Source organism: Rhizobium sp. UFLA01-1127 (assembly GCF_059803845.1).
Map to the genome: position 1 here is coordinate 1 of NZ_JAUQTZ010000166.1, position 12,577 is coordinate 12,577.

Below are 12,577 nucleotides of genomic sequence, written 5' to 3' on the forward strand. Positions count from 1 at the left end.
CACGCTGATCTATCAGGAATTGGAGAAACGACTTGATGCACCGGTCCGCCTTGCAGTTTGATGATTTGTCCGATCGCGCGGCTGAAATCGCCGACCTAAGCCTGATAGTGCGTGCCCGTTTCATCGAGGCTGCCGATACGATGGTTCATCTCGATGTGCGCGGTGTCCGCCCCGACAGGATGCGGACGCTTTGGCCGGAGGTGTTGCCGGAGCCGATGGATCATACCGATATTCGCGTTCGTTATCGCCCGAGTGCTGCAGCCATCAGCCGGGCGGAGGAAGTCCTGCAGGAATGGTCGCGTGTTTACGTCACGGACGAGGAACGGCGCATTCTGCTTTCTCGCTGGTCCGTTTGTCTTGCCGCGCCCCATGTTGCCGGGTCCTTCCGGGATTTCTGCGCGAGAACCGGCCGCGTACGCCGCACGGCCGAGCGGCGCATTCAAAGCGAGTTCCAGAAGCTTTCGGGCGCGCTTCTCGCTGTCTCCCCGATGTTGCAGGAACCGGACTGGTCGCGCATATCGCCGATGATGCCGAATTCGCCTGGTGGTCTCGACCGGGTAAGGCCTCCGATGCCCAGGCATGAAACCCATTGGCTGCCGGATGACGCGCGACCCGTTTTCGATGCGGCCAGTCCGGAACTTGCCGAATTGGCCAGGCGACTAGAGCGCGGAAACCGCCGGCGCGCCAAGATGAAAGCTTAGTTTCAGCGACAATTGCGGTCCGAACCCGCATTGCGGCCGAAACCACCAATGTCTCCAATCGGTGACTTTCTTTACTTGAACGCAAAGACACCGGCGGGGCGCGTTCTTGCTGCATCTTCACCGAAATCCGGGACCGCGTATTCTGCCAGAAGCCGAAGTCGTGGCTTCGGCAGATGGGCTCGCCATGGATCGCCGATCAAAACCGCAATTCCTTGCGCAAGGCAGCAATCCAGAAATGCGATGACGCTCTTTGCAAGCGCCGCTTCATAGAAAAGATCGCCGACACATATAAGGTCGACTTTTGGCGGCTTCCCTTTCGTCAAATCGCCGAGCATCGTGTCGATCGTCACTCCATTGAGCGCCGTGTTGAGCTCGATGGCCAAGATCGCATAGGGATCGACGTCGGCGGCATGAACTTTCGCCGCACCTGCCTTCGCGGCTGCAATCCCGACAATTCCCGAACCGGCGCCGAGATCGAGCACACGAAGACCGGCCACTCGTTCCGTCCTATCCAGAAGATAGCGGGCCAAAACCAGGCCTCCTCCCCAATAATGAGCCCAATAGGGTGAGCCGAACTGCGGATCCCGCCCCGCGAGGCGCCGTAACCCGCTTTGCGGACCTGCTTTATGCAGGCGAATGTCCGGAATGCCGGGAACAGTTTGGACCGGAAGATTGGCGGCGATAAACCGTCGAATCCGATCCGGGCTGGTGGCATCATCCGAACCGCGCTCCAATGTTTCTCCGTGTTTTGCCGAGATTCCCATCTGGCGGTCCTTGCATATCTTGAACTTTGATCTGGCCTTACTCCAGCGGGAGCATGGCACGGATGGGCTTGAGGTCTTTCCTTGATTGATTTCGATCGCCGATCTCAGGTATTTTCGCGAATTGCAGGCCATATCGCTGAATCCGTCGGACTGTAAAATCCGGTATTTGAGCGCGATTTCAATCTGTTATTCGCAGCGTCCGTCAAGGCCCACATTTCTTGCGTGTCGGTCGTCCTTAGTGGGTGTCGCCAACTGCACCGAATTAGAGTATTCATTTTGGCATGATGAGAACAGTTGCAGCGACGCGCTGTTGACCGCAGGCGATGTTCTGAGCCGCTTGCTTCCTTCAAAATCCCATCGGAAATTATGAAGCATGTCCAATGCCGAGAAGCCGGTCGCGCCGCGCGCGCGCCGTCGCAAGGCCGTTTCCGCCGACGATACCCCGCTCGACTATATGTTGAAAGTGATGCGCGACGACGAGGCCGATCAAAAGCGACGCGATGAAATGGCGAAGATTGCGGCCTCCTATGTTCATCAGAAACCTAGCGAACGCTCTGGCGCCGGGGCCAAGGGAGGCCGCGGCGTCACCATCGACCTAACCAATGCCACGGATGAGCAGCTTGCGATACTCGAATCTCTCTTCGGTCCGCTTGCCGGATCCGGCGACGATGATGGCAGCGATCGAGGAGGAGAGGGCAAAGCGGATAGCTGAGCGTGAGCGGGCAGAGGTCGCCACCCGGATTGCCACCGATGCCGAGCGAATTCGCGCCAACTGCCAGTCGCTGACCAGGTTCGTCCGGGAGGCCTGGCATGTCGTCGAGCCCTCGGTCGACTATGTCCATGGCTGGCACATCGACGCCATCTGCCTGCATCTCGAGGCGGTGACCTCGGGTGAGATTACCCGGCTGCTGATCAATGTGCCGCCAGGCACGATGAAATCGCTTCTGTGCGGCGTCTTCTGGCCCGCGTGGGAATGGGGGCCGAAGGGCAAGCCGCAGATGCGCTATCTCGGCGCCTCCTATTCGGAACATTATGCAAAGCGCGACAATAGGCGCATGCGCGACCTCGTCGCGTCTGAATGGTATCAGACGCTCTGGGGCGACCGCGTCAAGCTGACGCGAACCGGCGAGATGGCTTTCGCCAATAGCTGCACGGGCTCGCGGCTGGGGGTGCCGTTCTCGAGGTTGACGGGCGGACGCGGCGATCGCGTCATCATCGACGATCCTCATTCTGTCGATGGGGCGGAATCGGAAGCGGAGCGGCTGTCGACGGTTCGCACCTTTCGCGAATCCGTGCCGACGCGGCTCAACGATCCCCAGCGGTCGGCGATCGTCGTCGTGATGCAGCGGTTGCACGAGGCGGATGTCTCCGGCACGATTCTGGCGCTTGGGCTCGGCTACGAGCACCTGATGCTGCCGATGGAATTCGAACCGGAACGCCGTTGCAGGACCTCGATCGGATTTGCCGATCCGAGGACGGAGGAGGGCGAGCTGCTTTTTCCGCAGCGTTTTCCTCGGGCGGTCGTCGAGCGGGACAAGATCCCGCTTGGCTCCTATGCGGTGGCCGGCCAGTTTCAGCAGCGGCCTGCGCCTCGCTCTGGCGGTCTATTTCAGCGCGGCGATTTCGAGATCGTCGAGGTGCTGCCTTCAGGTGCAAGGCGTTGTCGCGCCTGGGATTTCGCCGCTTCGAAAGCGCGCCCCGGCCGCAAGCCGGACTGGACCGTCGGTCTGCGCATGGTTTTGATCGATGGTGTTTTCTATGTCGAAACCATCGCGCGGGGGCGCTGGTCGCCCGCCGAGGTGGAGCGCAATCTCAAGAACACTGCATCGCAGGACGGGCCGACGGTGACGATCCGCATGCCGCAGGATCCGGGTGCGGCCGGCAAAGCTGACGCGGAAACCAAGATCAAGCTGCTGGCTGGCTTTCCCGTGAAAGCCATATCTCCAACCGGCGACAAGGCTACGCGCGCCAAACCGGCGTCGGCACAGGCTGAAGCGGGGAACGTCAAGCTTTTGAGCGGGGACTGGAACGAAGCATTTCTCGATGAGATCTGTGCCTTTCCAAACGGGCAATTCGACGATCAGGTCGATGCCTTCGCCGATGCTTTGAACGAACTTGCGCTGAGTTCGTCCTTCAGCTTCAGCAACTTCTAGGCTCGACTGGTACGAGCCCCTTCATCACAAGACATCAAAGGACAATCCATGGGGCAGGTATTCTCGATGGTTCGCGACGGATTGATGAGCCTTGCATCCCGCATGGGCACCGACCGCGACAAGGCGGCATCGGTTTTCTACACGCAGCCGATCCTGACGGACGAGCAGATCATCGCCGCTTATCGCGGCTCTTGGCTGCCGCGCAAGATCGTCGATATTCCGGCGCTGGATAGCTGCCGGAAATAGCGAACCTGGCAGGCGGCAGGCGATCAGATCGGGCTGATCGATGCCGAAGAGCGCCGGCTCAATCTACGCGGAAAAGTGCTGGAAGCATCGACGAAGGCGCGTCTTTTCGGTGGTGCGGCCCTGTTCATCGGTTCCGAGGATGCCGATCCGGCATTGCCGCTCGAGGCGGAGCGGATCGGGAAGGGTGGTATCAAGCACCTTACCGTGCTGACCCGCCGGCAACTGGCTGCTGGCGACATCGACAGTGATCCGGCCTCGGAATGGTACGGCAAGCCCAAATTCTACACGCTGACGGGCGCCAACGGCATGCAGGTGATCCTTCATCCATCCCGCCTCGTCATCTTCAAAGGGGCCATGATGCCGAATGAAGAATTTGGCGGGATGAGCAATCAGGTCTGGGGCGAAAGCGTGCTGGCCGCGACCTTCGATGCGATCAAGAATGCGGACAGCACGGCGGCCAACATCGCCAGTTTGGTCTTCGAGGCCAAGATCGACATTATCAAGGTTCCGCAATTCTCCGCCAATATCGGCAATCAGGCCTATGAAGATGCCGTGCTGCGCCGCTATGCGCTCGCCAACACGATCAAGGGCGTCAACGGGACGCTGATCCTCGATTCTGAAGAGGAATACGACAGCAAGAGTGCGCCGCTTTCCGGCCTCACGGATATTCTGATGGCCTTCCTGCAGATCGTTGCCGGCGCGGCCGACATTCCGGTCACGCGATTGCTTGGTCAATCGCCCGCTGGCATGAATGCGACTGGCACCGCCGACATGAAGAAAATTGGTTTGACCTGTTGCCCGGACCCAAAGAGGTCAATCGAATTCTCGATTCGTTGGGCGGCAAAGTTGGTCTGAATGGAGACTTCGGTAACTGGGAGCGTGCCGCGAAATACCACGATCTCGCAAGCATCATGGGGCGCGCGGAACTTTGTCATGCAAAAGGGCGCTATTCGGCAGCAGGCCTTGATGTGGAGGACTATGTTCGCTGCGTCAAGCTCTCCGATATCGCCGGCTATAAAGGTCCTTTCACGCTGATCTATGACTCGACATATCATCAGGATGAATGGTCCGGCCTTCTCGATGAACGAGACTGTATTGTGGATGCCTTGAAAGACGCTGCGGCGGCCTAAAATCGGTCACGCTACATTTGGAGCCTTTCTGGCGTGCCGTGCAGGGCGCATGTCCTCATGTTCCATATGGAGAGGATTGTATGCACCGGCCGTCAATGAAATTCGTGATCATGCAGCGCCCCCAGTAGCCTATCCTGTGTTTGATAACCGGCATCATAGAGATCAATGGCTATATTAGCCGCCGACAGACCTTCCTGACTTTTCAGCTTGATGCTGCGTTCGGCGCACCATGTAAAAAGCGCTCCTGCGAGAACATCGATATCGTCGGGATAAAGCGACGCGTTGACCATCATAGACATTCGCTACACCATTCATTGTTGAAGCTTGATACCGGGTGGAATTAAGCGAACACTGCTTTGGTTTTGGAAATTTGCAACCGCGTTCGTCGCGCGGCGTTAACGTTGCCTGATATGGGACAGGGAACGTGTCTCTCAATGTAACACATGGCCTTTTCGATACATCACTGCGGGCTTTGATGAGTTCCTGGCTGGGCCGAAGGGTGTGCAAGCCTATCCTTCGTGTCGTGAGGTGCAATAAACAAGAGGGCGCCAAGCGTAATTGCCAGCGCCACCAAAAGAGATAGGACGAGCTTTGGCCTAGAAGGCATCATTGACGAATTGTATGTGACGCCTTGACTGCGGCTTCGATCAACTCTTCGGCGTATGAAAGTGCCGATGCCGTGTCTTCTCCGTCAAGCTTTAGTTGTTTGCACTTGTGGTGCATGGCTCTGCGAATTTGAGCCAGCAAGGCTGCGTCGGTATCGACCTCTCCTTCGTCAAAAACGTGCGTCAGCGCAGACTGAGCCACGATTTCAAGGACTGCAACTCGTCCCTCGATCTCGCCCAGGGATGGTATTGCATTCCTTTTTACATGCTGTTGGCAATCGCGATGGGTAGTAAGCATTTCGGTTACCTCCTTCACGAAAAAGGATAACTAGTGAAAAGGGAAAAAGTTCGGCCGATCTGCTAAAAAATCCGCTTCCAGAGCTGGCTCTTCGTCTTGCTTATCTATGATCAACGTATTCCTGGTCGCTCTCACTTCATCGGGCAAAGGCTCGGATCCGATAATACATCGGCACAGCGGGGAGAACGGCGGAAATCGTCATAGTATAGGGTCCATATTGTAGTATCTGCAGCGCGATAAGGACCAAACTTGAAATATTGATGCCTTCCGAGTCCGTGGTCGGCATGTCCTATATGGCCGGTAACCGTAACAATCCATTTGTTATTAGCGAATATTTCAATGTGGCCCGAGCCGTCTGGACCGGGTTTGCTATATATGGCGAAATCTATCCACCCAGATGCTGCTCTCGGCAGCTTGTTACCCCGGTTGATTATTTTGATTGCATCGGTGCAGCCTGTGAATTCCTGACCGTCGCTCTCGCTCCAGTTGTCATCCGTAGCGACCAGCGCACGCATTTGATTGGTGTCCGAGCGGAACCAGACCGGTGTCTCGTCGTCGCTGCAGGCTTTCTTATCGTTCCCCGGCTCATGTTTCTTGACGGGAGCAACGTAGTTGGTTTCAACGGTTGCAAAGAGTTTGCCGTTGTTGAGCCGTAGCGCCAGGAAGGGGCTGAAGTCACCTTCCGCTTTCGGACCGATTTCCCGTTTCCACTGCGCGATCAGATAACGATGATCGCCGGAAGGAATGGGATCGACGAACTTCACCGCGAAGCCGTACCAAACTCCTTGATCGTAAGGTACTCGATATTTAGTGCGCTCCCATATCTCCGCTCTCTCGCTGCAGTTTTCTTGGCCCGGTTGGCAGAGTGGTTTAACACTGAGTTTAAGTGCACCGGTGCCGCTGCGCTTAACTTCTGATTGAAACTCGATCGTTCCTGCCTTCTGCTCGGAATTATCGCGATAGTAGAGATGGCCTGAGGGAGCGAAGTCCCTGCCGTCGAATCCGTCGCGCAGCACCAATTGAGCCGGATTGTCCGCTAAAGCCGGCGCTGCACATGTACAGGCAAGAATGGCGGGCAGGGTGAATTTGGCATTCATGTTGAAACATTCCTGTGGGGACATTCATGTAGCCTTAGCAATGACCTGTTCGCGCTCCGCAGGCAAGCGAGCGCTGTATCGGTTCAAGATTGGTGGATGGTTTTCAGATCACTTCCGATCAAATCTGAGAGAGATGCAACCTCTTAATGTGAGGATTGGCAGTGCAACTTTAACCGTATGTTAGACGCTTTGCGGTCCATATCTGCACGGAGTTGGGCATTGATTGCGGCTATTGGCGCCCCGGACATGAATGTTCGCGCTGCAATCTCATCTGGGTTTGGACGTCGGTCATGAGATAAGCCGGCTGAAGGTTGCTATTGGGGACTGCCTTTGGCAAATAGGGAAGTGGAGTTGGCCACTAATGCGGCCGAGCCGCGACGAAAGATCGTGATTCTGACGTCACATGCGTTTCTGCGTGGCTATCGCAAGGCGTCAGTCCATTTCATCGCATCCCGCTGGGCTGAGCAGGGCCACGAAGTCCATTTTCTTACGATAGGCCATAGCTGGCTGACGCTGCTCAAGGATCGGCAGCGTTTTCGTGCCCTATTTCAAGAGCAGGCAAATCGATTTCAGACCGTCGCCGCCAACTTGAGAGCCGGCGCCTATCTTCCGCCGCTGCATGCCTTCAGCTCCAGCAATCGCTTTTTGAATGCGACAAATGCGGGATTCTTTCGGCTCTATGGCAGCTACCTTCCAAATTTTGCACGCAATGCGGTTGCCGATGCGGATTTGATCCTGATTGAAAGCGGCTCCGCACTCGCATTTTTCGATAAAGTCAAAAAGCTGAACTCGAAGGCGCGAACTTTGTATTTTTGTCGCGATCTGCTGAAAACGATCGGCACGGCGCGTGTGCTGCAGGACATTGAGGCTCGGCGGATTGGACGCTTCGATATCGTTTGCGTCCCTTCGGAAAAGCTTGGGGCTATGCTTCCACCGGGTGGGCGCGTGCGAGTTATCCCTCAATGTGTCGACGCTACGCTGTTTGACCGCGAGCAGCCATCTCCATATCTACCGGCAAGCCGCAATGCGGTTTCTATCGGCAACATGCTTTTCGACCAAACTTCGGTTGCCGCCATGGCAGCCGCTGCGCCGGATGTGAACTTCCATATCTTCGGCGCAGCATGGAGCGGCTGGGTTCTGCCGAATATCACCATCCATGGCGAAAGGGACTTCGAGGGCATCGTCCCCTATCTGCAGCATGCCGATTTCGGCATTGCGCCCTATCGCCTTACGACAGATGAGGTCTATCTGGCGGAATCGAGCTTGAAACTCGCACAATACAGCTATTGTGGTCTGCCAATCCTACTCCCTGATCTTGTGTCCTTTGCGCGTGCCAATGGCATTGCTTATCGCCTTGAAGGCGAGGCCGATTGGCGCGCGAAGATCGATGCAGCGTTGAGGATGCGACGTTCGGCGGCTTTTCGCGAGGGAATAATGACCTGGGAGCAGGTTGCGCAGCAAACTTTGGCGGCTGCCTTCGAGACGATGTGATCAACTCAGCCGGATGCGAGAAAGTCTAGCAGTCTGTTGGCGAACCGGCGCAACCCGCTCGATAATTTTCCGCCTGTCGTATCCATGAAAATTCTAGCGTCTTCCGGCGTAATCAAATGCAAAAAGCGGATTGCCAGCGCATAAGCGATCGCTCCGGCGAGGATCGCGCTTGCAAGCGCCGGCAGCCCGTCGAGACCGTAAATGCAGAGACCTGCAGCGCCTGCGCAAAGAATTGCCGCGAGCATGGCTTTTGCCAAAGCGACGACAGGGACGGCAACTTTCACATATTTCCAAGCCATCCGACAGAGAAGCATAAACGTCAATGTCACGATGGCCGCTCGAGCGAGAGCCGCACCCTCCAGGCCGAATAGAGGCACGAGAATTGTCAGTAAGAGGATCGTCGATAGACCGCTCGTAATCTGCACGCGCAGCAAAACGGCGCTGCGTCCGGATGCTCCAATCATACTCCAGGGGATCACGGACATGCCTGCGAGCCAGACAAAGGCGAGCAGAGTAGCCGCTGCCGGAATGGCGGGCTCGAAAGCATTGCCGAATATCAGTGGCAAAAGCTCGGGCATGACCGCTGCTCCACCCAGACTGATCGGCAGCATGATCAGAGCAACCATACGGATAACGCGCCCATATGCGGCATCGAGCGATTGCTGATCGTTTTTCGCATGGGCAGCGGTGAAATTAACGATCAATGCCGGAGATATCTGGAGCATGACCTGTTCGATGAGGCCAGCCAGGCCGAGACCTGTGGCAAAGTAACCGATGCTGGTTGGGGACAGAAAAACGCCGAGAAACAGGAATTCGATGCGCGAAAGGACGAGGATTTCGATGAGATCGCTGAACCACATATATCGGCCGTAGCGCAACATCTCCGGTGTCAGCGTCGTGCGTGTGTATTTTGTACCGGAATCGATGTAGTCGCGCAGTTTCAATGCTTGCGGCAGATAGCGGGCGACATAGCCGATCAAGGCGCCCGCCGGCCCCATCAACCACGCTCCGACGAAGACGAGCGGAACTTGCATCGCGCCACCCAGCACGGTGGTGCGGGCCGTCTGAGCGAAGCGGCTTCTGCTGCGCGCCACGGCTGTCGAGAATGCGTAGAATGCATAGCTCAGGAACAGGATTCCGGTAATCAGCCAAAACCAGGCATGTTCGGCATCGCTATGCGCGTAAATGATTGCCGCAAAGAGAAGAATGGCGGCACCGATCATGCTGGCAGAGACGAGGAAACTGCGCAGGGCCGTGTGAACCAACGCCATCCATGTATCGCCATCGCCCGAAAGGCTGCCAGCGTTGCGCAGCATGGTTTGCGGCAAGCCCATGTCGGCCAGTACCGCAGCGGACGTCGCAACCCACAAAGCGTAGGCGACCTTGCCGGACCCTGCCGGGCCGAGCAGTCGGGCGGCGATGATGCTGCTTACGAAGCCTGCGGCCAGCGAGACGAATGTAGCAGCCAGGCTGATCAGCGAACTCTTGAGAAGATTGGATGTGGATGCACTCATGGTCACCTATTTTGCGAACTGACGCATAACCCTGTGTTAAAGGCCGGCTGGTAGTTTTACTTGCGTTCTAGTTGAAATTCGAGGCGATCACCATGACAGATCGAGTCGTCGAGCGAGATGGATTCGTCATTCCGGGATATCTGCAGAAGGGATTGCGCGAGCGTGCACACAATCTTTTATGGCGTTTCATGTCGCCTTTGCCCGACAAGCCTTATTGCGCGTTAAAATATCGCGTCATTCGCGGCAAGTTCCCCAATCTGACATCGCCTCAAACTTTTACCGACAAGGTGCAGGCGCGGAAACTATACGACCGCAATCCTCTCCTTCCGCATTTCGTGGACAAGGCGGCTGCGAAAGTGCTGATTGCGGAAAGGGTTGGTGGCCAATATATCATCCCCACGCTTTGGGTAGGGACCGATCTGGCCTCTGTGAATTGGCCTGAGATCTCCTTGCCGGCCGTGATTAAGCCGACACATGCGGGCGGAGCAGGACGGTTTCTCTATGGGGAGGCCGATGTCGATCGGCTCCTCAGGGACAACCCCTCCGCCGAATGGCTGGCGATCAATCATGCCTCCTACAACAGGGAATGGGCTTACAGCCAATTGGAACCTCGCATTCTCATAGAGAGCATGCTTCTGGTCGATGGCCGAGTTCCTTGGGACTACCGGCTTTTTACGTTCGGCGGCAAGGTATCGCATATCGAAATCGACATACGCGAGAACGGTCGAGGCTATTCATGCAACTATACGCCCGATTGGCAGAAGCTGCCGTTCTACGACCGGGATTATCTCAGCCTTTATCCGGGTGAGGTGGCACGTCCGCCGAGACTCGACGAAATGATCCATGTCGCTGAAACGGTCGCTCATGATATCGATTTCGTTCGTGTCGATCTCTACGCGTCCGCGGAATGGGTCCGCGTGGGCGAACTGACCTTCTATCCGGGCGGTGGCTTCGAGGCGTTCGAGCCTGAAGAATATGATCTCTCCCTCGGTCAGAAGTGGCAGCTTGGTTTTGAAATACCAAAGAGATAGATGGACAAATCTTTCTCTCCGCGTTTGATAGGGATCTATTTGCAAGGAAGGTTTTCCATGACGATCGACCAGGACCTCACTCGTATTGCCCTGCAAGAGGAAACGCTACGTTTCGACGCTTTCGACCTTTCGACCGCATGGGTGCTCGGCAAGCTGCTGCGTGACCTGGCAAACGAACGCAATCTGGGCGTTGCCATCGATATCACGCTGCATTCGATGCCGGTTTTCTACGTAGCCTTACCTGGTTCTACACCCGATAATTCCAGCTGGATTCGCAGGAAGCGCAATATGGTCTTGCGCTACTTCCGCAGTAGCTATGCCAGCACCCTGCGGCTGCAGCAACAGGGGAAAACGATCGAGGATAACGGGCTTTCCAGCGCAGACTTTGCCGCATCCGGGGGCAGCTTTCCGATTTTCGTCAATGGCACGGGCTGCATCGGCGCCGTCACCGTTTCAGGCCTTCCACAACGCGAGGACCACAATCTCGTCGTTGAGGCGCTGGCGCTGACCCTCGGCCACGAGCTTCACAATCTCAGCCTCGCATAGAGCGCTGAGGCGGCGCAAGCCGAGTGGGCACCGCCTTCAGCAATCTCAAATTTTGCCGCCAGCCTCCGCGATAACCTTTGTCAGGCTGCCCGTTGCCGGGAAGAGGGGGATCAGGCACGCCTGCAAGGCGTGATATATGTCGCCTTTGCCCGGGAACAGCGTATGAGCGGGAACGAGGTCTTCCGTCAGTTCCTCATGCCAGCCGCCATTGGAGTGATCGATGAAAGCTTGGCCGATTACACTCCAGATCTTGCGATAGCTTTCCTCATGGAAATCGCTCGGCAAATGCTCGTTCAGATAATGAGCGGCACCGGCACCCTCGCAGGCCGGCCACCAGAGCTTATTGCGTTTCGCGGGCGCATCTTCCCAGTCGAGCGTATAGAAGAAACCGCTTTTCTCATTGTCCCAGCCGAGTGACATCGACTGAGAGAAGAGACCCTTGGCCGCCTCCGGCATCCAGTCATGCCGCTTTTCCCCCAACGACCAAAGCTGCAGGATGAGACGCGCCCATTCCAGCCAATGTCCAGGAGTCGTCCCCGACGGACGGAACATCTCGTTGCCGCGGTAATTCTTGTCGAGCACCCAATTGGCGTTGAAGTGTTCGGCAACGCGCCAGCCGACCGACCCGGCCGAGCGGCGAATGACGAGATCGGCGATACCCTCCGCCTTTTCGAGATATGCCTTGTCGCCGGTCGCTTCGAAAGCGGCCATCAGGGCTTCCGTCAAATGCATGTTGGAATTTTGGCCGCGATAGGTGCCGCCATCGATCAGCGACCAATCCCGATTGAACTCCTCGGCAATCGCGCCATGCTTTGCTTCCCAGAACTTCTTGTTCAGGATTTCCGTGACGTCGGCAAGCATGCCATCGGCCATTGGATGGCCGATCGTCTTTGCGGATGAGGCTGCAAGCAGCACGAAAGCGTGGCCATAGCCCTGCTTGCTGGAATCAACGGGGCCGTCATTGTTCAGCGACCAAAAGTAGCCGCCATGCTCCGTGTCGC

General features: G+C 56.8%; 12 protein-coding genes and 3 pseudogenes. 9 read left to right on the top strand and 6 right to left on the bottom strand.

Going from position 1 to position 12,577, the window contains the following annotated elements:
* Positions 1–35: 35 nt before the first annotated feature.
* Positions 36–701, top strand: a complete 666-nt coding sequence (locus tag Q4Q11_RS27865) for a DUF6362 family protein (protein ID WP_498571503.1) — start codon at positions 36–38, stop codon at positions 699–701.
* A gap of 71 nt (positions 702–772) precedes the next feature.
* Here the strand turns inward: Q4Q11_RS27865 and Q4Q11_RS27870 are convergent, their stop codons facing one another.
* Complete coding sequence (locus tag Q4Q11_RS27870) at positions 773–1,465, bottom strand: class I SAM-dependent methyltransferase (protein WP_498571496.1); 693 nt, start codon at positions 1,463–1,465, stop codon at positions 773–775.
* A gap of 373 nt (positions 1,466–1,838) precedes the next feature.
* On the opposite strand from Q4Q11_RS27870, the gene Q4Q11_RS27875 reads away from it, so the two are divergent.
* The 4 genes and pseudogenes from Q4Q11_RS27875 to Q4Q11_RS27890 all read left to right on the top strand — a co-directional run.
* A complete protein-coding gene (locus tag Q4Q11_RS27875) occupies positions 1,839–2,177 on the top strand; it encodes a hypothetical protein (protein ID WP_498571497.1) in 339 nt (112 codons plus the stop codon).
* Complete coding sequence (gene terL, locus Q4Q11_RS27880; RefSeq protein ID WP_498571498.1) at positions 2,134–3,618, top strand: phage terminase large subunit; 1,485 nt, start codon at positions 2,134–2,136, stop codon at positions 3,616–3,618. The genes Q4Q11_RS27875 and terL overlap by 44 nt, the downstream gene beginning before the upstream one ends.
* Before the next feature lie 48 nt (positions 3,619–3,666).
* A pseudogene (locus Q4Q11_RS27885) lies at positions 3,667–4,641 on the top strand (DUF1073 domain-containing protein); the annotation flags it as partial.
* Positions 4,641–4,994, top strand: a pseudogene (locus tag Q4Q11_RS27890) (sugar phosphate isomerase/epimerase); the annotation flags it as partial. The pseudogenes Q4Q11_RS27885 and Q4Q11_RS27890, both read left to right, overlap by 1 nt.
* A gap of 92 nt (positions 4,995–5,086) precedes the next feature.
* On the opposite strand, the gene Q4Q11_RS27895 reads toward Q4Q11_RS27890, so the two are convergent.
* The 3 genes from Q4Q11_RS27895 to Q4Q11_RS27905 all read right to left on the bottom strand — a co-directional run bounded on the left by Q4Q11_RS27895 (position 5,087) and on the right by Q4Q11_RS27905 (position 6,994).
* Complete coding sequence (locus Q4Q11_RS27895) at positions 5,087–5,293, bottom strand: hypothetical protein (RefSeq protein WP_113217730.1); 207 nt, start codon at positions 5,291–5,293, stop codon at positions 5,087–5,089.
* Between the two features lie 307 nt (positions 5,294–5,600).
* Positions 5,601–5,897, bottom strand: coding sequence for a hypothetical protein (locus Q4Q11_RS27900; RefSeq protein ID WP_112513217.1), 297 nt, complete (start codon positions 5,895–5,897; stop codon positions 5,601–5,603).
* 131 nt (positions 5,898–6,028) lie between these two features.
* Complete coding sequence (locus Q4Q11_RS27905) at positions 6,029–6,994, bottom strand: polysaccharide lyase family 20 protein (protein WP_498571499.1); 966 nt, start codon at positions 6,992–6,994, stop codon at positions 6,029–6,031.
* Between the two features lie 387 nt (positions 6,995–7,381).
* Between Q4Q11_RS27905 and Q4Q11_RS27910 the strand changes: the two are divergent.
* Positions 7,382–7,840: pseudogene (locus Q4Q11_RS27910) on the top strand (GumK N-terminal domain-containing glycosyltransferase); the annotation flags it as partial.
* Between the two features lie 228 nt (positions 7,841–8,068).
* Positions 8,069–8,485: a hypothetical protein gene (locus Q4Q11_RS27915; protein ID WP_498571504.1), complete on the top strand. Its 417-nt coding sequence runs from the start codon at positions 8,069–8,071 to the stop codon at positions 8,483–8,485.
* Positions 8,486–8,490: 5 nt separating this feature from the next.
* Here Q4Q11_RS27915 and Q4Q11_RS27920 read toward each other — a convergent pair whose 3' ends face one another.
* On the bottom strand, positions 8,491–9,999 hold the full coding sequence (locus Q4Q11_RS27920) for an oligosaccharide flippase family protein (protein ID WP_498571500.1): 1,509 nt from the start codon (positions 9,997–9,999) through the stop codon (positions 8,491–8,493).
* A 92-nt stretch (positions 10,000–10,091) separates the two neighbouring features.
* Here Q4Q11_RS27920 and Q4Q11_RS27925 point away from each other — a divergent pair, with 92 nt between their 5' ends.
* Both Q4Q11_RS27925 and Q4Q11_RS27930 read left to right on the top strand, forming a co-directional pair.
* Positions 10,092–11,030 carry an ATP-grasp fold amidoligase family protein gene (locus Q4Q11_RS27925; protein ID WP_498571501.1) on the top strand — a complete coding sequence of 313 codons (939 nt, stop codon included), beginning with the start codon at positions 10,092–10,094 and terminating at the stop codon, positions 11,028–11,030.
* Positions 11,031–11,087: 57 nt separating this feature from the next.
* Entirely contained in the window at positions 11,088–11,576 is a 489-nt protein-coding gene (locus tag Q4Q11_RS27930) for a heme-degrading domain-containing protein (protein WP_113215404.1), read from the top strand.
* Positions 11,577–11,621: 45 nt separating this feature from the next.
* Here Q4Q11_RS27930 and Q4Q11_RS27935 read toward each other — a convergent pair.
* Positions 11,622–12,577: AGE family epimerase/isomerase (locus Q4Q11_RS27935; protein ID WP_498571502.1), on the bottom strand; the 956-nt coding region annotated here is incomplete at its 5' end.